A 22,060-nucleotide genomic window follows, 5' to 3' on the forward strand; every position below is an offset into this window, starting at 1 on the left:
TGGGCAGGCACTGATGTTCTGGAGTTAGCCGGCTAGCACAGAGATTGCCGGCTGAAACCAGGCCTCCGCTCGGCACGGACAAGCCCCCTCTCCCTTCAGGGAGAGGGCTGGGGAGAGGGTACGGAACCGATCCAGCGCACAAGAACCGCCGGCTAGCTCGCGCCTACAAAACCTCCTCATCCTCCCCCGGCAACTGCTCATCCAGATGCAACCAAGCAACCCGGCTCTTCACCCACACATGCCTTTGCGGCGGCGCCACCTCCGGGTGATCGAAGGTCGCCACAGTCACATCCAGCGTCTCCGGCGTCCGCTCCGTCTCGAACACCACCTGCGCCCCACAGTTGCCACAGAACAACCGCCGATTACCCGGACTCGACACATAGCAGGCCGGCTCCCCCTTCAACCAACGGAAACTACTGCGCGGCACCGTCGCCCAGGTGACCACCATGCCCCCACTACTCCGCCGGCAGATCGAGCAATGGCAGTGGCCGACATCGTCCAGCTCCGCAGTGAACTCATAACGCAGGGCACCACAATGGCAGCCCCCTTGGTGGGTCTGGCTCATGGCCGGGCTCCTCAGTCGTATTCCGCCGCCTCGTGGTCGCCCAGCAGGCGGCGCTGGCGGGGCGTGCAGGCGGCCAGCACTTCGGGTTCGAAGCGCCAGTCGAGATAGGGCGAGAACTTCTGCGCCACCATGCGCCGGCCGTAGTGCACCTGCAACAGGTAGCGCGTGCGCTGGCTCAGGTTGCGGCTGCCGGAATGCCACAGGTCGCTGCGGAACAACAGGCAGTCGCCGGCGCGGCACAGCACCGGCTCGGCCGCCCTGCCCCGCCAGCTGCGTTCGTCCGGGTGCGGTGCGCGGCCGGCGCGGTGGCTGCCGGGGATCACCCAGGTCGGGCAGAGTTCCTGGTCGATGTCGTCGAGGTAGACCTGCGCCGTGCAGATGAACATCGGCAGCTCGAAGCCGCCCAGCAGCAAGGCTTCCGGCAGGCGCAACGGCAGGTAGTCCTGGTGCATGTCGCCGCCGATGAAGCCGGGGTGGCAGCGCCAGGCGGTCTGGCCGATTACGTGGCAGTCCTCGCCCAGGGCCGCCTCGGCCACCTCGGTCAGCCCCGGCGGGTCGAGGTACGGCAGCCAGCGCGGCGAGCGGTTGAACACGCACTTGTAGTGGTCCACCAGGCCCTCGTAGTCCCAGTGGATCGGCCGCAGGGCGTCGATCAGCCCGCGCACTTCCGCGACCTGCGCGGCATCCAGCAGGCCGGGCAGCAGCACGAAGCCGTCCTCGTGCAAGGCGTGCAGTGCGTTCATGGCTCCAGCCCTCCCCGGCCCAGTTGCGCCTGGGCCTGTTCCAGCGCGCCGAGGAAGGCGCCCAGGGCTTCGCCTGGCTCGGCGCCCTGGCGCGTCACGCAGTGGAATTCCGAGTGATAGGCCAGCTGCGCCGGGCGGATCGCCCGCAGCCGCCCCTCGGCGACCCAGGCGGCGGCGTAGGGCGTCGGCAGGTAGCCGATGAAGGTGCCGCTGAACACCAGGTTGGCGATGGCCTCCATGCTGTAGGCGGTGGTCGTGCGGTTGAACACCAGGCCGTGGGGGCGCCGGCTTTCTGCCATGTAGCCGCGGCCGACGTAGTCGGCGGCGCAGATCGCCTCCAGGCCCGGCTCGTCGTCGGCGCGGGCGAAGAACGGGTGGCCGGGGGCGCAGTAGAGGTTCTGTTCCTCGCTGAACAGCAACTGGTAGCGCAGCCCGGACAGGCCGTGGTGGAAGGCGCCGATGGCTAGTTGCAGGCGCTCTTCCAGCACGGCGTTCTCCAGCTCGTCCGGGCGCTGGGTGTGCAGGTTCAGGCGCACGCCGGGGTTGTTCTGGCGGAACAGGCGGATGGCCAGCGGCAGCGCCCAGCAGTGCTGCCCGACCACGCCGTCGACGCAGCCCAGGTGCAGGGTTTCGCGGTCGCGCCCGCCCAGGCCGGTGACCTGCTCGCGGAAGCGTTCGATGTCGACGAACAGGCCCTGGGCCGCGTCGTACAGCTGCTGCCCCTCCTCGGTGAGCTGGAAGCCGCTGCTGCCGCGCCGGCACAGCGAGTAGCCCAGGCGCAGTTCGAGGTCGCGCACCAGCACGCTCAGGCGCGACAGGCTGGTGTTCAGGCGCACCTGGGCGGCGGTGAAGCCGCCGGCCTCGACTATGGCGCAGAAGGTGCGCAGCAGGCGCAGGTCGATGTCGGAAAGGTTGCCCAGCATGGGGGTTCTCGCGGCGGTGGGCACAGGCCTTCGTTATAGCCCCGCGGGCGCCGCCCCGTGAACCCCCGCGGCGGTCAGCGGCGCCGGGCCCGGGCGTCGGCGAGGATGCACAGCAGCTCGAACATCATGGTCGCGCCGACCAGCGCCGTGGCGCCGCCCAGGTCGAACGGCGGCGACACCTCCACCACGTCCGCGCCTATCAGGTCCAGGCCCTGCAGGCCGCGGACCAGGTGCTGCGCCTGCAGCGTGGTCATGCCGCCGATCTCCGGGGTGCCGGTGCCGGGGGCGAAGGCCGGGTCGAGCACGTCGACGTCGAAGCTGACGTAGGTCGGCCCCTCGCCCACCACCCGCCGCGCCTCGGCGAGGGTCGCCTCGACGCCCAGCGCGGCGAACTCCTCCATGTGGATGACGCGGATGCCGCACTCCCTGGCGAAGGCCTCGTCGTCCGCCGAATACACCGAGCCGCGGATGCCGATCTGCACGGTGCGCCGCGGGTCCAGCAGGCCTTCCTCGATGGCGCGGCGGAACGGCGTGCCGTGGGTGTAGGGGTTGTCGCCGAAGTAGCGGTCGTTGGTGTCCGAATGGGCGTCGAAGTGGACCATGCCGATGGGCCGCCCGGCGGCCAGGGCGCGGAAGATCGGCAGCGTCACCAGGTGGTCGCCGCCCACCGACAGCGGCACCGCGCCGGCGGCGTGGATGCGCCGGTAGAAGCCCTTGATGCGCTTGAGCGAATCGAGCAGGTCGATGGGGTTCACCGGGGCATCGCCCAGGTCGCCGACGCGCGCCAGGTCGTAGGGCGCGATGCGGCTGACGTGGTGCACCTTGCGCATCAGGCTGGACTGGTTGCGCACCTCGCGCGGGCCGTGGCGGGCGCCGGCGCGGTTGGTGGTGCCGCCGTCCCAGGGCACGCCGACCAGGGCGATGTCCACCTGGGCCGGGTCCTCGAAGATGGGCAGGCGCATGAAGCTGGGGATGCCGGCGAAGCGCGGGACCTCGGCGGCGTCCACCGGTTGCGGGAAGTCATGGGGCATGGGCGTCTCCTGGCGGGAAAGGGGCTGCCCCGCCAGCCTGGACCGCCCCGCGGCGGCGGCAAATCCCGAAAGCGGTAAGCCAACTTGCGCCGCCGCGAAAGTGCCCTAGAAGCCGCGCCAGCCGGGCCTTTCCGCCTTCCTGGCCAGTTCCGCGCCAGCGCCCGGCCGCACTCGCGCCCTCTCCTTCCCATTGCCCTTCTCGCCAACGCCAAGTGCCTGATTCGTATACTTATGTTATCGTTGTAAACTCTGTATACAGCGTAAACGGACTGCCCAGAAATTGACCACCGTAATCTCCTTCCGCGCCGATGACGCCCTGGCCAAGGCCCTGGACCAGCTGGCCCGGGCCACCCACCGGGACCGCCCCTACCACCTGCGCCAGGCCCTGGCGCAGTACCTGGAGCGCCAGAGCTGGCACGTGGCGGCCATCGACGAAGGCCTGGCCGACGCCAACGCCGGGCACCTGCTGCCGCACGCGGAGATAGAAGCCAAGTGGGGGCCGGCATGAGCCTGCAGTGGACGCACAAGGCAGCCGCCGACCTGGACGGCCTGTACGACCACTACGTGGTGCTGATCGGCCCGGAGAAGGCGCTCAAGGCCATCCAGGACGTGGTCGGCCAGGTAAAGGCGCTGGCCGACCTCAGCCTGAGCAGCGTCGGCCGGCCCAGCGAGGTGCCCGGCGTGCGCGAATTGCCGCTGGAACGCTGGCCCTACCAGGCCGCCTACCGGGTGAAAGGCCGCGATGTACAAATTTTGCGCATCGATTCTGTGGATAACCCGGGGTAAAAGTGGCCACACGGTTACAAAATATTTCAAACTATTGACTTATTTGTTTTGTACAAAAATAGATCAAGTGCATCATTCACGGTAATTTGGTCTATTTACGACCATAAAGTGCAATATCGATCTAGCTCTGACCGAATAATGAACAATCGTCTTTTCATGTGGCGACGTATTTTTCCGAGATCGGAACTTTTCCCGGCATTTCCCTGTCCACTTTCCTGACTTTCCCGGCCATTTCGCCGCCCTGCCCGACGACCCGACCATGCCCAACACCGCCTCCCTCCGCGCCCTTTGCCTGGGCCTGCTGCTGCCCGCCGGCGCGGCCCTCGCCTGGAACGCCAACGACGCCCAGCAACAGCAGCAATGGCAGGAGCAACAGCGCCAGCAACAGGAACAGCAACGCCAGATGGCCGAGCAGCAGCGCCGGCAGAACGAGGAACAGCAGCGCCGCCAGCAGGAGCAGCAACGCCAGCAGCAGGAACAGCAGCGGCAGATGGCCGAGCAGCAACGTCGGCAGGTGGAGGACCGGCAGCGCCAGCAACAGGAGTTCCAGCGCCAGCGCGACGAACAGCGCCGCCAGGCCGAGCAGCAGCAGCGCCAGGAAGCCCAGCACCGCCAGCAGGAACAGCAGCGGCGCTGGCAGGAGGAACAACGCCAGCAGGCCGAGCGCGACCGCCAGTGGCAGGATGAGCAGCGCCGCCAGGCCGATGAGCGCCAGCGTCAGTGGGAAGAGGCGCAACGCCGCCAGCAGGAGCAGCGGCAACGCGAATGGGAAGACGCCATGCGCCGCCAGGAGGCCGAGCGCCGGCACTGGCAGACCGGCCAGTACCTGCCGCCGGAATACCGCGCGCGGCGCTACTACGTGGAGGACTGGCGCAGCCGCCAGCTACCGCCGCCAGCCTATGGCTACCAGTGGCAGGAAGTGGACGGCGACTATCTGCTGATCGAACTGGCCAGCGGCCTGATCCAGCAGATTCTCAGCGGCCAGCGCTGAACCGCGGCGGCCACGGCGGCAAGGGAAAAGGGCAGGGGGCTCAGCTCCAGTTCACCGGCAGCCGGCCTTCCTTCCAGGCGAAGCGGTCGAGGTGGCTGACCACCACCTGTTGCACGCGGGCCAAGCGCTCGGCGTCCTCGGCTTCGGCCTGCAGGTGCAGCGCGGCGGCGTCGGCCTTGAGCCGGCAGGTGCCGAACTCGAAGTTCAGCACGCCGCTGTCCTCGCTCAGCTCCACCGGCAGCTTGTGGGCGAAGTGGTTGCACAGGCGCTTGAGGTAGCGGGCGCCATCGGGGGTGGGCACGTCGGCACGGGAAGTCGGCATCGTTCATCCTCTTCTTTCAGAGGCTTCGCATGCTAGGCGGGAGAAAGCCCGGGAAAAACCGGCTATCGTGCCTTTCACTCTTAAGCGGAGCTTCACAATGGACAACCTCCGAGGCATGGCCGTGTTCGCCACCGTGGTCGCCCGCGGCTCCATGGCCGCCGCCGCCGAGGCCCTGGGCATGAGCCCCTCGGCGGTCAGCCAGCAGATCCGCAAGCTGGAGGCGCAGGCCCAGGTGAGCCTGCTGCACCGCACCACCCGCCGGCTGACGCTGACCGAGGCCGGCGAGGCCTTCTACCGCAGTTGCGCGCAGATGCTGGCCATTGCCGAGGAGGCCGAGCAGCGCCTGGGCGAGTGGCGCGAAGCGCCGGTGGGCGAACTGCGCCTGGCGGCGCCGGTGGGTTTTTCCGGGCGGCTGATCACCGAGGCGCTGCGTCCGCTGCTGGAGAACCACCGCCAGCTGCGCCTGCAGCTGTTCTTCCACGACGAGCAGATCGACCTGATCGAGCAGCGCATCGACCTGGCCATCCGCGTCGGCAACCTGGCCGATTCCAGCCTGGTGGCGCGCCACCTGGGCGACTGGCAGAACCTGGTCTGCGCGGCCCCGGCCTACCTGCGCCGCTGCGGGGCAATCGACCATCCCGAGCAATTGCAGCAGGTCGACTGGCTGGCGCTGAACACCCGCGGCCACGGCCAGGCGCTGCAGTTCGACGGGCCGGGCGGGGAGAGCTGCCGCCTGCGCCTGGAACCGCGGGTGGCGGCCAACAGCATGCTCGCCCTGCGCCAGTTCACCCTCGACGGCCTGGGCGTGTCGCTGCAGCCGGAGCCGGAAGTGCGCGAGGCGCTGGAGGAGGGCAGGCTGCTGTGCCTGCTGCCGCAATGGCGGCTGCCCACCTACGGCATCTACGCCGTGACGCCGCGGCGCGACGCCCAGCCGGCCAAGGTGCGGGTGGCCATCGAGGCGCTGCGCCGGCACCTCGGCGGGCTGTCGCCGACGGGGCCGCGGGTGGCTGTGTGAAACACCCGGGCGTGAGAGGATGGGCGGCCTTTTCCACCTGCCGCCGGAGCCTCACGCCATGGACCTCACCTGGAGCTGCCAACACCACAGCGAACTGAGCAAGGAGACGCTGTACGCCCTCCTGCGCCTGCGCTGCGAGGTCTTCGTGGTGGAGCAGAACTGCCCCTACCTGGACATCGACGACCAGGACCTGTCCGGCGACACCTGCCACCTGATGGCCCACGAGGGCGGCCAGCTGCTGGCCTACCTGCGCCTGCTCGACCCGGCGACGCACGACGGCGAGGTGGTCATCGGCCGCGTCATCACCGCCGCCGCCGGGCGCGGTCGCGGCCTCGGCCACCAGTTGATGCAACGCGCCCTGGACGAAGCGGCGCGGCGCTGGCCGGGCAGCCCGGTGTACCTCTCGGCGCAGGCGCACCTGCAGGGCTACTACGGCCGCTACGGCTTCGTCGCCGAGGGCGAGGTGTACCTGGAAGACGACATCCCGCACATCGACATGCGCCGCCCAGCCTAGAGCCAGTCCAGGGTCAGCAGCAGGCGCCGCGTGCCCGGCGCCGGGGCCGGCGAGCGGTGGACGATGCCGGCGCCCTCGTTGCCGATCCATTTCTCGCCCTTGAACAGGCCCACGTCGCCCACTTCCAGGCGCTGGATGCGCGTCGGTTCAGCCTCGCCGAGGCGATCGCGGGGCAGGGCGCCTTCCTCCAGCCATTCGCTGGCGCAGCCGGCGTAGCTGGTGACCAGCCGCAGCGCCACGTGGTCGACGTGGAAGCGCGGGCACATGGCCCGTTCCAGGCTGCGCAGGCGCAGGCCCACGCGGCGCGCGCCGGTCAGGCAGGCGAAGGCCTCCACCAGCCAGGCCAGGTCGTTGGCGAAGAGCGTGGCGCCCGGGCTCTCGTCGAACAGGCCGCGCAGCTGGTCGCTGCGCCCGGCCTCGTCCAGTTCCAGGGTCGCGTGGCGGGCGTAAAGCGCCTCGCCCTGCACCAGCGCCTCGGCATAGGCCGCCAGCTCGGGGAACAGGCGGCGGCGCCAGACCGCCAGGTTGACGCCGTCGTGCAGCACCTCGGCGAGCACCTGCGGGTCGTCGCCGAGCACCTGGCGCGGCATGGGCTGCAATGGCCGGGCGAGCATCAGGCGTCCTCCGTCCAGGACTCGAAGGGATCGGCCAGGCGCGCCCAGGCCTGGGGCCCGGCGGCGAATTCGGCGTCGTCCAGCAGGCAGGCATCCAGCTCGTCCTCCAGGCGGGCGAAGTCGATGCCCTGGCCGATGAACACCAGTTCCTGGCGGCAATCGCCGGTCTCCGCGCTCCAGTGGCGCATCACCTGGCGCAGGCCGTCCTCGTCCTGCGGCCAGCGTTCCTTCGGCACGAAGCGCCACCAGCGCCCGGCCAGGCCGTGGCGCATCAGGCCGCCGGCCTGGGACCAGCTGCCGGCCTCGCGGTAGCGGCTGGCCAGCCAGAAGAAGCCCTTGGAGCGCAGCAGGCGGCCGTTGCTCCAGGGCGTGGCAAGGAAGTCGTGGAAGCGCTGCGGGTGGAAGGGCCGGCGCGCGCGGTAGGCGCGGGAGGCGATGCCGTACTCCTCGGTCTCCGGCACGTGTTCGCCGCGCAGTTCCTTGAGCCAGCCGGGGGCCTGGGCGGCGCGCTCGAAGTCGAAGCGGCCGGTGTCGAGGATCCACTCCAGCGGCACCTGGCCCATGACCATGGGGCGGATCTCGGCGTCGGGGTTGAGGCCGCGGAGGATCGCCAGCAGCTCCTCGCGCTCGGCGCTGGAGATCAGGTCGACCTTGCTGAGCAGGATGACATCGGCGAACTCCACCTGGTCGATCAGCAGGTCGGCGATGGAGCGCTGGTCTTCCTCGCCCAGGCTCTCGCCGCGGCTGACCAGGCTGTCGCTGCCCTGGTAGTCGCGCAGGAAGTTCAGGCCGTCGACCACGGTGACCAGGGTGTCCAGCCGCGCCAGGTCGGACAGGCTGCGGCCCTGCTCGTCGCGGAAGGTGAAGGTCTCGGCCACCGGCAGCGGCTCGGAGATGCCGGTGGACTCGATCAGCAGGTAGTCGAAGCGGCCTTCGGCGGCCAGCTTCGCCACTTCCTGCAGCAGGTCTTCGCGCAGGGTGCAGCAGATGCAGCCGTTGCTCATCTCCACCAGCTTCTCTTCGGCGCGGTTGAGGCTGACGTCGCGCTGCACCTCGCTGCCGTCGATGTTGATCTCGCTCATGTCGTTGACGATCACTGCGACACGGCGGTGCTCGCGGTTCTTCAGCACCTGGTTGAGCAGGGTGCTCTTGCCGGCGCCGAGGAAGCCGGAAAGGACGGTGACGGGTAGGCGTTGCTTCACGGTGGTGGCTCTCTGTTATGGATTCTTCAGGCGTCGCGCAGGTGCAGCTCGCGGCGCTCCTGGCGTTCCTTGGCCTCGACGCTGAGGCTGGCGGTGGGGCGCAGCAGCAAGCGGCGCAGGCCGATCGGCTCGCCGGTCTCGGCGCACCAGCCGTACTCGCCGCGGGCCAGGCGCTCCAGGGCCTGGTCGATCTTGTCCAGCAGCTTCTTCTCGCGCTCCAGCAGGCGCAGTTGCCACTGGCGCTGTTCTTCGCGACTGGCGACGTCGGCCTCGTCGCCGGGCCGTTCCACCTCGCGCAGCGCGTCGAATTCGCCGTCGATGCGCGCCTGCAGCTCGGCGCGCTGGCGCAGCAGCAGGTCGCGGAAGAAGGCCTGCTGGGCCTCGTTCATGTAGGCGCTGGCGGGTTGTGCCAGCAGTTGCCGTTCGCTGAGGACCGGCTCGGCTTGCAGGGACATGGCGGTCTCCGGAAGGACGGGATTGAATTGTTATAATATAACATTTCGTATTCGACAATCCGCCGGCGTACCATGGAGGCCCGCCCAGCCCGCCCCGAGGTCCCGATGAAAGCCGCCGCCCTGACGCTCTGCCTGCTGCTCCTGGCGCCCCTGGCGCGGGCCGCGGGCGAGCCGCCGCTGGCCTTCCCCGGCCTGCCGCCGGCGGCCTGCGCCTGGCTGGCCAACGTGCTGGCCTGCATGGACCGCGACGGCAGCCACTACAGCGTCGCCACCCGGGGCCACGACACCTACCTGCGCGGCTTCGACGCCGCCAGCGGCCAGCGCTGGGCGCAGACCGGCACGCGCTACGGGCGCCTCACCTTCTTCAGCGGCGTGAGCAGCGACGGCCAGGTGTGGCTGGGCACCAGCCGCGGCATCGGCTGGACGCACATCAGCCGCTTCAGCAGCTCCAGCGGCGGCCAGGCGAAGCTGACCTGCGGGCGCGTGAGCGGGTGCAGCCAGCAGGTGCGGTAGGCGCCCGGCCACGCCACTGCCGGACGCATGGGGAATCGCGGACGGAGTCCGCTCCTACGGTTCGCGGGGCAGCACGGTATTCCACATTCCGGCGCGATTCGCGGATGAGATCCGCTCCTACGCTGCGCCACCCACGCCATTCCCCTGTAGGAGCGCGCCCTGCGCGCGAATCGCGGGCAGGGCCCGCTCCTACAATTGTCGTGAAGCACGGAGTTTCCTCGTAGGAGCGGACTCCGTCCGCGATAGGCCGAGCCCCGCCGCGAAATCGCAGATGAATCCGCTCCTCGCCCTACGCCTTGCCCTGCTCCCGCAACGCCGCCAACAGGCTCCCCACCGGCGGGCGCTGGCGGAAGTAGCCGTGCAATCCATCGAAGATCGCTCCGGCCAACTCCTGCTGGTGCCGCGCGTCGTGCAGGCGGCGGCAGTCGGCGTCGTTGGAGATGAAGCCGGTCTCCACCAGGATCGAGGGGATGTCCGGCGACTTGAGCACGGCGAAACCGGCCTGGTCGACGCGTTCCTGGTGCAGCCGGGTGATGCCGCCGAGGCTGCGCAGCACGCTGTGGCCCAGGTCCAGGCTGGAGGCAATGGTGGAACTCAGCGACATGTCGAGGATGACCTTGGCCAGCGCCGGGTCCTTGTCCTGCAGCGGCAGGTTGCCGGTGGCGCCGATCAGGTCGGCGCCGTTCTCGCGCTCGGCCATGAAGCGCGCCAGGGTGGAGGTGGCGCCGTGCTCGGAGAGGGCGAACACCGACGCGCCGGAGGCCGTGCGGCGGGGCGCGGCGTCGGCGTGCACCGAGACGAACATGTCGGCGTTGCAGCGCCGCGCCACTTCCACGCGCTGGCGCAGCGGGATGAACACGTCGACGTTGCGCACCAGGCGCGCCTTGAAGCCGTTCTGGCGGTCGATGCGCCGCGCCAGGTTCTGCGCGATCAGCAGCGCCACGTCCTTCTCCCGCTCGCCGCGCGAGCCGAGGGCGCCGGGGTCCTTGCCGCCGTGGCCGGCGTCCACCACCACAAGGATGTCGCGGCCCTTGCCGGCAGGCTTCGCCGTGGCTACCGGGACAGGTGCCCCTGCCGGGTGCAGGTCGAGCACCAGGCGATGGCCCCTGCCGGCCTGGGGCCCCAGGGCGAAGGCCTGCAATTGCACCGGCTCGGCCAGGTCCAGCACCAGGCGCGTGCCGCCGTCGGCCAGGCGCCCGCTGCGCAGGCCGCGCAGCGGGCCGGACGGGGCAGGGGAGGCCAGGGGCGTGCCCAGGCTGGCGCCGTCCAGGTCGACCACCAGGCGCTCCGGCGCGGAAAGGGTGAAGGTGCGGTAGTGGAAGGGCCCGTCGAGGTCGAGGACCAGGCGCAGGCCCCCGGCCGTGGCTTCGCTGCGCGCGCCGAGCAGGCGCGGGCCGGCGAAAACGTCCAGGGCGGGCAGCCAGGCGGCGCTGGCGAGCAAGGTTTGCAGCAGGCGGCGTCGATTCATGGCGCTTGCAGGAAGGAGTAGGAAACAATACGTTATATTATAACATTCACCAGTGCCAGCCATTCCCATGACCGCCTTTCTCCCCGACGTCGCCAGCCAGGCCGCGTCCGACACCCTCGCCCTGGACTGGGTCGGCATGCAGGGCATCGCCCTGCCGCTGCGCCTGCACGGCGAACGCCTGAACGCGCTGGCCGACGCCGGCGTCAGCTTGGACGCGGCCGCCGCCCGCGGCATCCATATGTCGCGCCTGTACCTGGCCCTGGCCCGCCTGGAGCAGGCCGAGCTGGGCCCGCAGCTGTTGCGCGAAGTGCTCGACGACTTCCTCGCCAGCCACGCCGGCCTGTCGCACCGCGCCAGCCTGCGCCTGGCCTTCGACGCCCTGCTCAGCCGCCCGGCGCTGGTCAGCCCGCTGAGCGGCTGGAAGCAGTACCCCTGCGAGGTCCACGCGCGCCTGGACGACCAGGGCCTGCGCCTGGAGCTGCGCCTGCGCCTGGCCTATTCCTCCACCTGCCCCTGCTCGGCGGCCCTGGCGCGCCAGCTGATCCAGCAGCGCTTCGCCGAGGATTTCGCCGACCGCTCGCCCAGCCACCAGGAAGTCCACACCTGGCTCGGCAGCAGCGCCGGCATAGTCGCCACGCCCCACAGCCAGCGCAGCTTCGCCGACCTGCATCTGCACCTGCGCGAGGGCCTGGACGGCCTGCCGCTGCGCGAGCTGCTCGACTGCGCCGAGGCCGCCCTGGGCACCGCCGTGCAGACCGCGGTGAAGCGCGCCGACGAGCAGGCCTTCGCCCTGGCCAACGGGCAGAACCTGATGTTCTGCGAAGACGCCGCCCGCCGCCTGCACCGCGCCCTGGCGCAACGCGGGGAACTGGAGGCCTTCGCGCTGAGCGTGGTCCACGCCGAAAGCCTCCACGCCCACGACGCCGTGGCCCGCAGCCAGTGGCGCAGGGAGGCCCCATGATCCATTGCCAGGCCCTGCAGTGGGGCCCGCCGCGCCTGCCGCTGACGCCGCCGCTGAACCTCGACCTGGGCGCCGGCAGCCTGACCGCCATCGTCGGCGCCAACGGCTGCGGCAAGAGCAGCCTGCTGAAGGTCATCGCCGGGCTGCAGAAGCCCCTGGCCGGGCGCGTGCGCGTCCAGCCGCGGCCGCGGGAGATCGGCTACCTGGTGCAGCAGCAGGCCCTCGACCGGCAATTCCCCATCGGCCTCGGCGAGCTGGTCGGCGCCGGCTTCTGGAACAGCCGCCTGCCCGCCGCCGAGCGCCGCGACAAGCTGCGCCGGGCGCTGGCCGACTGGCAGCTGGACGGCCTGGAGCAGCGCCCGCTGGCGGCGCTCTCCGGCGGCCAGCTGCAGCGCGCCCTGCTGGCCCGCCTGAGCCTGCTGGACAGCCCGCTGCTGCTGCTCGACGAGCCCGACGCCTGCCTCGACGAAGCCGGCCAGGCGCTGCTCTGGCAGCACATCGACGCCTGGCACCGCGAAGGCCGCACCCTGTTGCTGGTCTGCCACGACCTGGGCGCGGTGCGCGAGCGCGTCCCCGACTGCCTGCGCGTGGCCGCCGAGGGTTGCCGCCACGGCAGCAGCCGCGAGCTGCTCGCCAGCCGCTGCCTGGCGCGGGTGGCGTGATGGTCCTGCACGCGCTCTGGCAGCCCTTCGTCGAATTCGCCTTCATGCGCCGCGCGCTGCTGGGCGGCGTGGTCCTGGCGTCGAGCGCGGCGCCCCTGGGGGTGTTCCTGATCCTGCGGCGCATGAGCCTGATCGGCGACGCCATCGCCCACGGCATCCTGCCCGGCGCCGCCATCGGCTTCTGGCTGGCCGGACTGTCGCTGCCGGCGCTGACCCTCGGCGGCCTCGGCGCGGGCCTGGCGGTGGCCGGCCTGGCGGCCTGGGTGACGCGCCACACCGGGTTGCGCGAGGACGCCAGCCTGGCCGCGGTCTACCCCATCTCCCTGGCCAGCGGCGTGCTCCTGCTGGGCCTGGCCGGCAAGCGCCTGAACCTGCTGGAGCTGCTGTTCGGCTCGGCCCTGGCGGTGGACCGCACGACCCTGCTGGGCATGCTCGGCGTGGCCGTGCTCAGCCTCGGCGTGCTCGCGCTGATCTACCGCAGCCTGCTGCTGGATAGCCTCGACCCGCTATTCCTGCGCAGCGTCAGCCGCCTCGGGCCCTTCGCCCACGGGCTGTTCCTCGGCCTGGTGGTGCTCAACCTGGTGATCGGCTTCCAGGCCCTGGGCGCGCTGATGATGGTCGGCCTGATGATGCTGCCGGCCGCCGCCGCACGCTTCTGGAGCCGCCGCCTGCCGGCGCTGCTGGCCCTGGCCGCGGGCATCGGCGCGCTCTCGGTGTGGCTGGGCCTGGCGGCGTCCTACGCCTGGTCGCTGCCCAGCGGGCCGGCCATCGTCCTGCTCGCCGGCCTGTTCTACCTGTTCTCCGTGCTGTTCGGCCCGGTGCACGGCCTGTTGCGCCGCGGCCTGCTGCCCATCCCGCAATGACCCTCCACCCAAGGAAACCCGCCATGCGCGCCCTTCTGCTGCTGTTCGCGTTCTGCCTGCCCCTGTCGCTGCCCGCCGCCGAGAAGCCGCGCGTGGTGACCAGCTTCAGCATCCTCGCCGACATGACCCGCGCGGTCGGCGGCGAGCACATCCAGCTGAACAATCTGGTCGGCCCCGACAGCGACGCCCACACCTACGAGACCACCCCGGACGACGCCCGCGCCGTGCGCCAGGCGCAGCTGGTGGTGGAGAACGGCCTGGGCTTCGAACCCTGGCTCGACCGCCTGGTGAAGAGCACCGAGACCCGCGCGCAGGTGATCCAGGCCAGCCACGGCGTGATCCCGCGCAGCCTGGAGGAGGACGGCCAGACCATCCCCGACCCGCACGCCTGGAACAACCTGGCCAACGCCGACATCTACGTCGACAACATCGCCAAGGCGCTGGAGAAGCTCGACCCGGCCAATGCCGCCGACTACCGGCGCAACGCCGAGGCCTACCTGAAGCAGGCCCACGCGTTGCTCGCCTACGCCAAGGACAAGCTCGGCAACCTGCCCGCCGACCGCCGCACCCTGGTCACTTCCCACGACGCCTTCGGCTACCTCGGCCAGGCCTACGGCCTGAAGCTGCTGGCGCCCCAGGGCCTGTCCACCGAGCGCGAGGCCTCGGCCACGGAAGTCGCCGAACTGATCCGGCAGATCCGCGAGCAGCACATCCGCGCGGTGTTCGTGGAGAACATCAAGGACCCGCGGCTGATGCAGCGTATCGCCGAGGAAAGCGGCGCGAAGATCGGCGGCACCCTGCATTCCGACGCGCTGGCCAGCGAAGGCCCGGCCAGCACCTACCTGGGCCTGTACCGCAGCAACGTCGACACCCTCTACCAGGCGCTGGCCGACTAGAGCACCAGGCTCAGGCGCAGGCGGTCGCGGCAGGGGATGCCGTTCTCGACGATGGGCTCGGGGTAGTTGAGGCTGAAGTAGTCGCTCTCCACGGCGCAGATGCGAAAGCCCATGCGCTGGTAGAGCCCCAGCTGCGCCAGGCTGGAATTGCCGGTGGCGATGTCCAGCCGCAACGCCCCGGCCGCCCGCGCCGCGTCGATGGCCGCGGCCAGCAGGCGCTTGCCCAGCCCACGCCCCTGCCAGGCCTCGTCCACGGCGAGGTTGGTGACTTCCAGCACGCCCCAGCTCACCGGCGTCAGCGCCAGGACTCCGCGGACTGCCTCGCCCTCCACCAGCGCCAGCAGGCGGGATTGCGGGAGGTAGCGTTCGATCTGCTCGCGGCTGGGGTCGGCGAGCAGGAGCAGGGGCCAGGGGGCTTGGGTGAGGGGGAGTTCCTGGAGGGTGGGCACGGGCGGGCATCCGGGCGGGGGCTGGAGGGGGCGTATTGTGCCGCAGAGGAAGCAGGGTTGCTTGGGAATGGAGCATGCCGGATGCAGTAGTGCTTTGGGGTGACTCCGCGCCCTCTCCCCAACCCTCTCCCTGAAGGGAGAGGGGGGCTTGTCCGTGCCGAGAGAAGTGATGGTTTCAGCCGGAAACCTTCAGTGCTGCCGGCTGACTCAGGAATACCCACGCACTCCGAACGGTCCCCTCTCCCTTCAGGGAGAGGGTTAGGGAGAGGGCGCTCTTCGGGGCACGCACCAAACCCAACCAGCAGTGATGGCGATGGGTATCGCTTCGCTCAACACCATCCTACGGGCGTTGTGTTTGCCGGAGCCTGTAGGAGCGGACCTTGTCCGCGATAGCCGGAGGTTCCGGCGCGATTCGCGGATGAGATCCGCTCCTACGAGATGCCCCGGCACCGTGCCCATGTAGGAGCGCGCCCTGCGCGCGATTCGCGGGCAGGGCCCGCGCCTCAGGCGTAGATATCCCCCCGGCTCCACGGCACCTCGTGGCTGCCGTCCGCGTGCGGCTTGCTCGCCAGGATCTGGTGCAGGTTGATCCAGCCCTTCTTGAAGCCATAGGCGCAACCGGCCAGGTACAGGCGCCAGATGCGCAGGGCCTGCTCCGGCACCAGCTTGGCGGCCTCGGCCAGTTTCGCTTCCAGGCTGGCGCTCCAGAAGTCCAGGGTGCGTGCGTAGTGCAGGCGCAGGCCCTCGACGTCGACCACTTCCAGGCCCGCCTCGCTCATGCGCGACACCGCCAGGGACAGGTGCGGCAGCTCGCCGTGGGGGAACACGTAGCGGTCGATGAAGTCGCCGGCGCCGCGGCCCACCGGGCGGCCGTCGGTGTACTTGGCGGTGATGCCGTGGTTCATCACCAGGCCGCCCGGGCGCACCGCGTCGTACAGCTGCTGGAAGTAGAGGCCCAGGTTGGCGTGGCCGACGTGCTCGAACATGCCCACGCTGACCACCTTGTCGAAGCGGCCGTCGCGGGGCAGGTCGCGGTAGTCCAGCAGCTCCAGCCTCACCTTACCTTCCAGCCCCTCGGCCTTGACCCGTTCGCGGCCGAGCTTGAGCTGCTCTTCGCTCAGGGTGATGCCGTAGACCTCGGCGCCGAATTCGCGCGCCGCCAGGCGGGCCAGGCCGCCCCAGCCGCAGCCGACGTCGAGCAGGCGCTCGCCGGGCTTCAGGCGCAGCTTGCGGCACAGGTGGCGCAGCTTGGCCAACTGGGCGGTGGCCAGGTCTTCCGTGCCGGTCTCGTAGTAGGCGCAGGAATAGACCATCTCCGGGTCCAGCCAGAGCTTGTAGAAGTCGTTGGAGAGGTCGTAGTGGTAGTGGATGGCTTCGGCGTCGGTGCGCTTGTCGTGGCTTTCGCGGACGAAGTCGGCGGGCCCGTCGTCGACGCCCAGGGCCTCGCTCAGGGCATCGCCCATGGCGATGACGTCGCCGATCGGCCCCTCGATATCCATGCGCTTCTCCACGTAGGCGCGGCCGAGGGCGTCCAGGCTGGGCTGGCTGATCTCGGCCAGCAGCGTCGGATCGCGGACGATCAGCGTCACCTGCGGGTCCGGGCCGAGGTCGAAGGCCTGGGCATCGCCGATGCGGATGCGCAACGGCAATTGCAGGGACAGCAACTCAGAGGGCAGGTTGGCTTTCATGCATTCCTCCTGGTCACGAACAGAAAAACTATAGAACAGGACCCTCATAGCCTTCGCCTATGGGTGTTCCCGCCCTTCGTCTATCGGTGGATTCGGCGGCAGGTGCGAACGGAGCGCTGCAAAAGCGTAGCAGGAGATTTCTGACAGTCAGCGTGTCCATATCGAGATAGAGCCTTTACCGGATTGCAAAAGTGCGGCAGCGCGCCGCAGGCACAATCCGTTAGACTGCTAAGCATCCATCCCGTCCCAACAAATTCGCTCGTCCTCAAGGGGGTTGCTTGAATACCCTGAGCCACCCGCGTCCGCCGGTGCGCACCATCCTCATCGGGCTGATGCTGGCGATCTTCCTCGGCGCGCTCGACCAGACCATCGTCGCCGTCTCGCTGCCCGCCATCTCCGCCGGCTTCGCCAACTTCGACCTGCTGGCCTGGGTGATCTCCGGCTACATGGTCGCCATGACCATCTCCATGCCCATCTACGGCAAGCTCGGCGACCTCTACGGGCGGCGCCGGCTGATGCTCTTCGCCACCGCGCTGTTCACCTTCGCCTCGCTGCTCTGCGGCCTGGCCCAGAGCATGGAGCAGCTGGTGCTGGCGCGGGTGCTGCAGGGCGTGGGCGCCGGCGGGCTGATGTCGGTGAGCCAGGCGATCATCGGCGACATAGTCCCGCCGCGCGAACGCGGCCGCTACCAGGGCTACTTCAGCAGCATGTACGCGGTGGCGAGCATCGCCGGCCCCGTATTGGGCGGGCTGCTCACCGAGTACCTGTCCTGGCGCTGGGTGTTCCTGATCAACCTGCCGGTGGGCCTGGTGGCCTTCGCGGTGTCGCGGCGCACCCTGGTGGACCTGCCGGTGCCGGGCCGGCGGCCGCGCATCGACTACCTGGGCACGCTGCTGATGATCGCAGGCCTGGGCAGCCTGCTGCTGGCCATCACCGACGTCGGCCAGGGCGCCGACTGGCGCGATGCGCAGCTGCTCGGGCTGTTCGCCGCGGCCCTGGTGCTGCTGGTGCTGTTCGTCCTGCAGGAGCGCCGCGCCGCCGAGCCGCTGGTGCCCATGCAGCTGTTCGCCATCCGCGCGGCGACGCTGAGCTGGATGGTCGGCTTCTTCGCCAGCTTCCAGATCATCTCGCTGTCGGTGCTGGTGCCGCTGCGCTTCCAGTCGGTGACCGGCGCCGGCGCCGACAGCGCCGCGCTGCACATGCTGCCGCTGGCCATGGGCGTGCCGATCGGCGCCTACTGCTGCGGGCGCCTGACCACCATCCTGGGCCGCTACAAGCCGCAGATAGTCGCCGGCGCGCTGCTGCTGCCCTGCGCGGTGGCCGGCCTGGCCCTGGCCACGCCGTCCAGCTTCTGGCTGTCGGGGCTGTTCATGCTGCTCTGCGGCACCGCCGCCGGCACCCAGTTCCCCACCAGCCTGGTGGCCGCGCAGAGCGCCGTATCGCATAGCCACCTGGGCGTCGCCACCAGCAACACCACGCTGTTCCGCTCCCTCGGCGGAGCGGTGGGCGTCGCCCTGATGTCGGCGATCCTCCTGGCCATGCTGCAGCCGCTGGCGGCCGGGCAGGGCTTCGGCCACGGCATCTCCGCCAACGAACTGCTCGCCAGCCTCGCCGGCCCCGGCCACGAGGACCGCCGCCTGCTGCTGGACGAGGTGTTCCGCCGGCTGTTCCTGGTCAACGCCGGCGTCGGCGTGCTGGCGCTGCTCATCGCCCTGGCGCTGCCCAACAGCCGCCTGCGCGGCAAGGTGGAGGACTGAGCCTCCACCGCCCGCGTACCGTCAGTCCTCGTCGTTGAGGTAGCTGACCTTGCGCAGGTCCGGCAGCAGCAGGCAGACCACCAGCGCCACGCCGCACATCACCGAGACGTAGATGTAGAAGTACGATTCCACGCCGAGGCTCTTCAGGCCCAGGGCCGCGTATTCCGCCGAGCCGCCGAAGATGGCGTTGCCCACCGCGTAGGACAGGCCCACGCCCAGGGCGCGAATCTGCGGCGGGAACATCTCGGCCTTGATCAGCCCGCTGATGGAGGTGTACAGGCTGACGATGGCCATGGCCACGATGATCAGCACGAAGGCCATGTAGGGGCTGGTGGTGGTCTTGAGCGCGGAGAGGATCGGCCAGGTGCAGAGCATGCCCAGCAGGCCGAACCAGAGCATCGAGGTCTTGCGCCCGATGCGGTCGGAGAGGGCGCCGAACAGCGGCTGCATGCACATGTAGACGAACAGCGCGAAGGTCATCACGCCGCTGGCCACCTTGGCGTCCATGCCCACGGTGTTGACCAGGTACTTCTGCATGTAGGTGGTGAAGGTGTAGAAGATCAGCGAGCCGCCGGCGGTGAAGCCGAGCACGGTGAAGAAGGCGCGCTTGTGGTGGGCGAACAGCTCGGTGAGGGTGCCGGACTCGGCGCGGTGCAGGTTCTCGTCCTTGGCCGTCTCGCTCAGCGAACGGCGCAGGTAGAAGGCGATCACCGCGGTGATGGCGCCGACCACGAAGGGAATCCGCCAGCCCCAGGCGCGCAGCTCCTCGTTGCTCAGCAGCTGCTGCAGGATCACCACCACCAGCACCGCCAGCAGCTGGCCGCCGATCAGCGTCACGTACTGGAAGGAGGCGAAGAAGCCGCGCTGGCCCTTGAGCGCCACCTCGCTCATGTAGGTGGCGCTGGTGCCGTACTCGCCGCCCACCGACAGGCCCTGGAACAGCCGGGCCAGCAGCAGCGCCGCCGGCGCCAGCACGCCGATGGTCTCGTAGGTGGGCATCACGGCGATGGCCAGGGAGCCGCCGCACATCATCAGCACCGAGATCATCATCGCCGTCTTGCGGCCCTTCTTATCGGCGATGCGGCCGAACATCCAGCCGCCGATGGGGCGCATCAGGAAGCCGGCGGCGAACACCCCGGCGGTGTTGAGCAGCTGCACCGTGGGATTGCCCGAGGGGAAGAAGGCGTGGGCGAAGTAGATGGCAGTGAAGGCGTAGACGTAGAAGTCGAACCACTCCACCAGGTTGCCGGAGGAGGCGCCGACAATGGCGAAGATGCGTCGGGCGCGTTCTTCGGCGGAGTAATGCGGTACGGGTGCGTTCATGCGGGTTCTCTCGTCGATGACACTGTTGTTGGCGTTGTACGGCGGCCGTCCCTTTCGCCACCGGACGAGGTGCGGCAGGCCGCACTCGGGCAGCTTGCCGACACAATCTGTTACAGGAGTATAGCCCCCTGCCGATAGCCAGCTAACGATAAATCCTGCCGATCGACGGGGTGCCAACCATCGAAAGGGCGAATATCGAACGTCCGTTCGGCATTTCCGATTGACCGGCACAAGGCCAGCTTCTATCGTTTCGCCACCCACGCGTGCCTGCCGGGACTACTTGTCAGGTACCCCTCGGTGGGCCGCAGGGTCCGACCTTGTCCACAAGACAAGGTCGATTACCTTCCCCTCGCAGGGCGGCTCCTGCCGCAAAGCCTCGGTGCCCCGTCCACACCCCCGGACGCGCAGGCACCGGGGGGATAATGGTCCCCTCCGCCTTCCCCATCCTCCGTAGTCGCTCCCGTCTTCGTCTGCCGTTCGCCGGCTGACGGAATTGTCATGTCCGCCTCATCTCCGCGTCATTCCGCCGTCATCAGGATGGAGCCTGCCTGCGCGCGGCTCCCAGCCGCTGCGGGTGCACAACAACGATGCGGCGCCTCTCCGGCAGCCGCCCAACACCCCATGGAGCGATCGATGACACAGCGGCACATTCCCCTGGCCCTCTCCCTGCTCGCCGCCGGGCTGGCCAGCCCCCTGGCCGGCGCCGAGGAGAGCGCCGAAGGCTTCCTCGAAGGCCAGCGCCTGGACATCCTCAACCGCAACTTCTACTTCAACCGCGACGACCGCCACGGCCAGTCCAGCCCCAAGGGCAACGGCTACTCCGAGGCCTGGGCCCAGGGCCTCTTCGCCCGTTACCAGTCCGGCTACACCCGGGGCACGGTGGGCTTCGGCGTCGACGCCTTCGCCATGCTCGGCATCCAGCTGGACAGCGGCGACGGCCGCAACGGCGGGCACAGTTCCTTCGACGTGCTGCCGGTGGACGCCCGGGGCCGCACCCAGGACGAATACGCCAAGGCCGGCGGCGCCGCCAGGCTGCGCCTGTTCGACACCGAGGTGAGGATCGGCGACGTGTTCCCGCAGACGCCGGTGGTGCACTACGGCGACTCGCGCCTGCTGCCCGAATCCTTCCGCGGCGTGACCCTGAACAACGCCAGCATCGAGGGCCTGGACCTGCAGGCCGGGCGCCTGCATTCGATGAGCCAGCCCAACGAGCGCAAGATGAGCGAAGGCCTCTCGACCTTCTACGCAGGCCCCGTCGACGCCCCCTGGGTCGCCTACCTGGGCGGCGACTACGCGCTCACCGACGAGGTCAGCGTGAGTCTCTACGGCAGCCGCCTGAAGGACGCCTGGAAGCAGTACTACGCGGCCACTTCGGCGACCTATCCGCTGGCCGACGGCCTGGACCTGATCGGCGGCTTCACCTACTACAAGTCGGTGGACGACGGCGGCCGCGAGCTGCTCGGCGAGTTCAACACCAACATCTGGAGCGGCAAGCTCGGCGTGCGTTTCGGCGCCCACACCCTGGCCCTGACCCACCAGCGCAACAACGGCAATAACGACTTCGACTACCTGCGCCAGTCGGACTCGATCTACCTGGACAACTCCATCCAGTACACCGACTTCAACTCGCCGAAGGAGCGCTCCTGGATGCTCCGCTACGACCTCGACATGCAGCCCTACGGCATCCCCGGCCTGAGCTTCATGACCCGCTACGCCCGCGGCAGCGACGCCGACTACAGCCACGCCAACGCGGTCTACATGCGCCGCGACGGGAACGGCGATCCATTGACCGACCAGAAGCGCTGGGAGCGCGACGTCGAGGCGAAGTACGTGGTGCAGAACGGCAACCTGAAGGACCTGTCCTTGCGCCTGCGCCAGGCGACGACGCGGGCCACGGCCTTCGAGTCGGACCTGGATGAGGTGCGGCTGATAGTGGAATACCCGTTGCGGGTGCTTTGAGGTTCGGCTGTGGAGAAAGGCCCCTGCGGGGGCCTTTTTCGTTTGCGGGCGTGGTTTTGTTTTTCGTAGGAGCGAGCTTGCTCGCGAACCCGGTTTCCTGGTGGCTTCGGTGCCTGGCCTGAAGAGCGCCCTCTCCCTAACCCTCTCCCTGAAGGGAGAGGGGACCGTTCGGAGCGTGTGGATATTCCCGAGTTAGCCGGCAACACCGAAGGTTTCCGGCTGAAAGCATCACTTCTCTCGGCACGGACAAGCCCCCTCTCCCTTCAGGGAGAGGGCTGGGGAGAGGGAGCGGAGTCAACCCAATACTCCAGCGCCGCCGGAAGACGTGGAGAAGGCCCCTGCGAGGGCCTTTTTCGTTTG

The 22,060-nt window shown here is 69.4% G+C and carries 24 protein-coding genes; 12 read left to right on the forward strand and 12 right to left on the reverse strand.

Going from position 1 to position 22,060, the window contains the following annotated elements:
- Positions 1-163: 163 nt before the first annotated feature.
- The 4 genes from IG194_RS12785 to speB all read right to left on the reverse strand — a co-directional run bounded on the left by IG194_RS12785 (position 164) and on the right by speB (position 3,262).
- Positions 164-565, reverse strand: coding sequence for a GFA family protein (locus IG194_RS12785; RefSeq protein WP_058487878.1), 402 nt, complete (start codon positions 563-565; stop codon positions 164-166).
- Between the two features lie 11 nt (positions 566-576).
- Positions 577-1,308, reverse strand: a complete 732-nt coding sequence (locus tag IG194_RS12790; protein WP_058487879.1) for a phytanoyl-CoA dioxygenase family protein — start codon at positions 1,306-1,308, stop codon at positions 577-579.
- Positions 1,305-2,231, reverse strand: coding sequence for a LysR family transcriptional regulator (locus IG194_RS12795; RefSeq protein WP_058487880.1), 927 nt, complete (start codon positions 2,229-2,231; stop codon positions 1,305-1,307). Before IG194_RS12795 ends, IG194_RS12790 begins: the two co-directional genes overlap by 4 nt.
- 74 nt (positions 2,232-2,305) lie before the next feature.
- Positions 2,306-3,262, reverse strand: a complete 957-nt coding sequence (gene speB / locus IG194_RS12800) for an agmatinase (RefSeq protein ID WP_058487881.1) — start codon at positions 3,260-3,262, stop codon at positions 2,306-2,308.
- A 280-nt stretch (positions 3,263-3,542) separates the two neighbouring features.
- On the opposite strand from speB, the gene IG194_RS12805 reads away from it, so the two are divergent.
- The 3 genes from IG194_RS12805 to IG194_RS12815 all read left to right on the forward strand — a co-directional run bounded on the left by IG194_RS12805 (position 3,543) and on the right by IG194_RS12815 (position 5,039).
- Positions 3,543-3,770: a CopG family ribbon-helix-helix protein gene (locus IG194_RS12805; protein WP_058487882.1), complete on the forward strand. Its 228-nt coding sequence runs from the start codon at positions 3,543-3,545 to the stop codon at positions 3,768-3,770.
- Positions 3,767-4,048: a type II toxin-antitoxin system RelE/ParE family toxin gene (locus IG194_RS12810; protein WP_009614629.1), complete on the forward strand. Its 282-nt coding sequence runs from the start codon at positions 3,767-3,769 to the stop codon at positions 4,046-4,048. Before IG194_RS12805 ends, IG194_RS12810 begins: the two co-directional genes overlap by 4 nt.
- Before the next feature lie 259 nt (positions 4,049-4,307).
- Entirely contained in the window at positions 4,308-5,039 is a 732-nt protein-coding gene (locus IG194_RS12815) for an RcnB family protein (protein ID WP_058487883.1), read from the forward strand.
- A gap of 40 nt (positions 5,040-5,079) precedes the next feature.
- Here IG194_RS12815 and IG194_RS12820 read toward each other — a convergent pair whose 3' ends face one another.
- Positions 5,080-5,361 (reverse strand): DUF2218 domain-containing protein, encoded by a 282-nt coding sequence (locus IG194_RS12820; protein ID WP_058487884.1) that lies wholly within the window; start codon positions 5,359-5,361, stop codon positions 5,080-5,082.
- 97 nt (positions 5,362-5,458) lie between these two features.
- Here IG194_RS12820 and IG194_RS12825 point away from each other — a divergent pair, with 97 nt between their 5' ends.
- Both IG194_RS12825 and IG194_RS12830 read left to right on the forward strand, forming a co-directional pair.
- On the forward strand, positions 5,459-6,376 hold the full coding sequence (locus tag IG194_RS12825) for a LysR family transcriptional regulator (protein ID WP_058487885.1): 918 nt from the start codon (positions 5,459-5,461) through the stop codon (positions 6,374-6,376).
- Between the two features lie 58 nt (positions 6,377-6,434).
- Positions 6,435-6,890, forward strand: a complete 456-nt coding sequence (locus IG194_RS12830) for a GNAT family N-acetyltransferase (RefSeq protein ID WP_058487886.1) — start codon at positions 6,435-6,437, stop codon at positions 6,888-6,890.
- Here IG194_RS12830 and IG194_RS12835 read toward each other — a convergent pair.
- From IG194_RS12835 to dksA, 3 genes are read right to left on the reverse strand one after another with little or no spacing between them, the layout of a single operon-like run.
- Positions 6,887-7,504 carry a DUF1826 domain-containing protein gene (locus tag IG194_RS12835; protein WP_058487887.1) on the reverse strand — a complete coding sequence of 206 codons (618 nt, stop codon included), beginning with the start codon at positions 7,502-7,504 and terminating at the stop codon, positions 6,887-6,889. The genes IG194_RS12830 and IG194_RS12835 overlap by 4 nt on opposite strands.
- Complete coding sequence (gene zigA, locus IG194_RS12840) at positions 7,504-8,706, reverse strand: zinc metallochaperone GTPase ZigA (RefSeq protein ID WP_058487888.1); 1,203 nt, start codon at positions 8,704-8,706, stop codon at positions 7,504-7,506. Before zigA ends, IG194_RS12835 begins: the two co-directional genes overlap by 1 nt.
- Positions 8,707-8,732: 26 nt before the next feature.
- Positions 8,733-9,161 carry an RNA polymerase-binding protein DksA gene (gene dksA, locus IG194_RS12845; protein ID WP_058487889.1) on the reverse strand — a complete coding sequence of 143 codons (429 nt, stop codon included), beginning with the start codon at positions 9,159-9,161 and terminating at the stop codon, positions 8,733-8,735.
- A 105-nt stretch (positions 9,162-9,266) separates the two neighbouring features.
- On the opposite strand from dksA, the gene IG194_RS12850 reads away from it, so the two are divergent.
- A complete protein-coding gene (locus IG194_RS12850) occupies positions 9,267-9,674 on the forward strand; it encodes a hypothetical protein (RefSeq protein WP_058487890.1) in 408 nt (135 codons plus the stop codon).
- A gap of 289 nt (positions 9,675-9,963) precedes the next feature.
- On the opposite strand, the gene IG194_RS12855 is transcribed toward IG194_RS12850, so the two are convergent.
- On the reverse strand, positions 9,964-11,142 hold the full coding sequence (locus IG194_RS12855) for an N-acetylmuramoyl-L-alanine amidase (protein WP_058487891.1): 1,179 nt from the start codon (positions 11,140-11,142) through the stop codon (positions 9,964-9,966).
- A 67-nt stretch (positions 11,143-11,209) separates the two neighbouring features.
- On the opposite strand from IG194_RS12855, the gene folE2 reads away from it, so the two are divergent.
- The 4 genes from folE2 to IG194_RS12875 are packed head-to-tail and all read left to right on the forward strand — an operon-like array spanning position 11,210 to position 14,524.
- On the forward strand, positions 11,210-12,103 hold the full coding sequence (gene folE2 / locus IG194_RS12860; RefSeq protein ID WP_058489682.1) for a GTP cyclohydrolase FolE2: 894 nt from the start codon (positions 11,210-11,212) through the stop codon (positions 12,101-12,103).
- Positions 12,100-12,765, forward strand: coding sequence for a metal ABC transporter ATP-binding protein (locus IG194_RS12865; protein WP_058487892.1), 666 nt, complete (start codon positions 12,100-12,102; stop codon positions 12,763-12,765). The genes folE2 and IG194_RS12865 overlap by 4 nt, the downstream gene beginning before the upstream one ends.
- The gene (locus tag IG194_RS12870) at positions 12,765-13,628 is read left to right on the forward strand and encodes a metal ABC transporter permease (protein ID WP_009614616.1); all 864 of its coding nucleotides are present in this window, start codon (positions 12,765-12,767) and stop codon (positions 13,626-13,628) included. The genes IG194_RS12865 and IG194_RS12870 overlap by 1 nt, the downstream gene beginning before the upstream one ends.
- Positions 13,629-13,651: 23 nt before the next feature.
- Positions 13,652-14,524 carry a metal ABC transporter substrate-binding protein gene (locus IG194_RS12875; RefSeq protein WP_043270035.1) on the forward strand — a complete coding sequence of 291 codons (873 nt, stop codon included), beginning with the start codon at positions 13,652-13,654 and terminating at the stop codon, positions 14,522-14,524.
- On the opposite strand, the gene IG194_RS12880 is transcribed toward IG194_RS12875, so the two are convergent.
- Together IG194_RS12880 and cfaB are read right to left on the reverse strand one after the other, a co-directional pair.
- Positions 14,521-14,973 carry a GNAT family N-acetyltransferase gene (locus IG194_RS12880; RefSeq protein ID WP_058487893.1) on the reverse strand — a complete coding sequence of 151 codons (453 nt, stop codon included), beginning with the start codon at positions 14,971-14,973 and terminating at the stop codon, positions 14,521-14,523. The genes IG194_RS12875 and IG194_RS12880 overlap by 4 nt on opposite strands.
- Before the next feature lie 503 nt (positions 14,974-15,476).
- Positions 15,477-16,661, reverse strand: a complete 1,185-nt coding sequence (gene cfaB / locus IG194_RS12885) for a C17 cyclopropane fatty acid synthase CfaB (protein WP_058487894.1) — start codon at positions 16,659-16,661, stop codon at positions 15,477-15,479.
- A 278-nt stretch (positions 16,662-16,939) separates the two neighbouring features.
- Between cfaB and IG194_RS12890 the strand changes: the two genes are divergently transcribed.
- Positions 16,940-18,418 carry an MDR family MFS transporter gene (locus IG194_RS12890; RefSeq protein WP_058487895.1) on the forward strand — a complete coding sequence of 493 codons (1,479 nt, stop codon included), beginning with the start codon at positions 16,940-16,942 and terminating at the stop codon, positions 18,416-18,418.
- Between the two features lie 21 nt (positions 18,419-18,439).
- Here IG194_RS12890 and IG194_RS12895 read toward each other — a convergent pair whose 3' ends face one another.
- Positions 18,440-19,741 carry an MFS family transporter gene (locus IG194_RS12895; protein ID WP_058072542.1) on the reverse strand — a complete coding sequence of 434 codons (1,302 nt, stop codon included), beginning with the start codon at positions 19,739-19,741 and terminating at the stop codon, positions 18,440-18,442.
- Positions 19,742-20,374: 633 nt separating this feature from the next.
- On the opposite strand from IG194_RS12895, the gene IG194_RS12900 reads away from it, so the two are divergent.
- Positions 20,375-21,700, forward strand: coding sequence for an OprD family porin (locus IG194_RS12900; protein WP_141679827.1), 1,326 nt, complete (start codon positions 20,375-20,377; stop codon positions 21,698-21,700).
- The last annotated feature ends 360 nt before the right edge of the window (positions 21,701-22,060 follow it).

The sequence above is a fragment of the Pseudomonas sp. ADPe genome (genome assembly GCF_014843515.1).
GTDB classification, from domain to species: domain Bacteria; phylum Pseudomonadota; class Gammaproteobacteria; order Pseudomonadales; family Pseudomonadaceae; genus Pseudomonas; species Pseudomonas citronellolis.

Bases quoted from the DNA above. Each gene is read 5' to 3' on its own strand.
- IG194_RS12785 (WP_058487878.1), bottom strand. From the start codon at position 565: ATGAGCCAGACCCACCAAGGGGGCTGCCATTGTGGTGCCCTGCGTTAT.
- IG194_RS12790 (WP_058487879.1), bottom strand. From the start codon at position 1,308: ATGAACGCACTGCACGCCTTGCACGAGGACGGCTTCGTGCTGCTGCCC.
- IG194_RS12795 (WP_058487880.1), bottom strand. From the start codon at position 2,231: ATGCTGGGCAACCTTTCCGACATCGACCTGCGCCTGCTGCGCACCTTC.
- speB (WP_058487881.1), bottom strand. From the start codon at position 3,262: ATGCCCCATGACTTCCCGCAACCGGTGGACGCCGCCGAGGTCCCGCGC.
- IG194_RS12810 (WP_009614629.1), top strand. From the start codon at position 3,767: ATGAGCCTGCAGTGGACGCACAAGGCAGCCGCCGACCTGGACGGCCTG.
- IG194_RS12815 (WP_058487883.1), top strand. From the start codon at position 4,308: ATGCCCAACACCGCCTCCCTCCGCGCCCTTTGCCTGGGCCTGCTGCTG.
- IG194_RS12820 (WP_058487884.1), bottom strand. From the start codon at position 5,361: ATGCCGACTTCCCGTGCCGACGTGCCCACCCCCGATGGCGCCCGCTAC.
- IG194_RS12825 (WP_058487885.1), top strand. From the start codon at position 5,459: ATGGACAACCTCCGAGGCATGGCCGTGTTCGCCACCGTGGTCGCCCGC.
- IG194_RS12830 (WP_058487886.1), top strand. From the start codon at position 6,435: ATGGACCTCACCTGGAGCTGCCAACACCACAGCGAACTGAGCAAGGAG.
- IG194_RS12835 (WP_058487887.1), bottom strand. From the start codon at position 7,504: ATGCTCGCCCGGCCATTGCAGCCCATGCCGCGCCAGGTGCTCGGCGAC.
- dksA (WP_058487889.1), bottom strand. From the start codon at position 9,161: ATGTCCCTGCAAGCCGAGCCGGTCCTCAGCGAACGGCAACTGCTGGCA.
- IG194_RS12850 (WP_058487890.1), top strand. From the start codon at position 9,267: ATGAAAGCCGCCGCCCTGACGCTCTGCCTGCTGCTCCTGGCGCCCCTG.
- IG194_RS12855 (WP_058487891.1), bottom strand. From the start codon at position 11,142: ATGAATCGACGCCGCCTGCTGCAAACCTTGCTCGCCAGCGCCGCCTGG.
- folE2 (WP_058489682.1), top strand. From the start codon at position 11,210: ATGACCGCCTTTCTCCCCGACGTCGCCAGCCAGGCCGCGTCCGACACC.
- IG194_RS12865 (WP_058487892.1), top strand. From the start codon at position 12,100: ATGATCCATTGCCAGGCCCTGCAGTGGGGCCCGCCGCGCCTGCCGCTG.
- IG194_RS12870 (WP_009614616.1), top strand. From the start codon at position 12,765: ATGGTCCTGCACGCGCTCTGGCAGCCCTTCGTCGAATTCGCCTTCATG.
- IG194_RS12875 (WP_043270035.1), top strand. From the start codon at position 13,652: ATGCGCGCCCTTCTGCTGCTGTTCGCGTTCTGCCTGCCCCTGTCGCTG.
- cfaB (WP_058487894.1), bottom strand. From the start codon at position 16,661: ATGAAAGCCAACCTGCCCTCTGAGTTGCTGTCCCTGCAATTGCCGTTG.
- IG194_RS12895 (WP_058072542.1), bottom strand. From the start codon at position 19,741: ATGAACGCACCCGTACCGCATTACTCCGCCGAAGAACGCGCCCGACGC.
- IG194_RS12900 (WP_141679827.1), top strand. From the start codon at position 20,375: ATGACACAGCGGCACATTCCCCTGGCCCTCTCCCTGCTCGCCGCCGGG.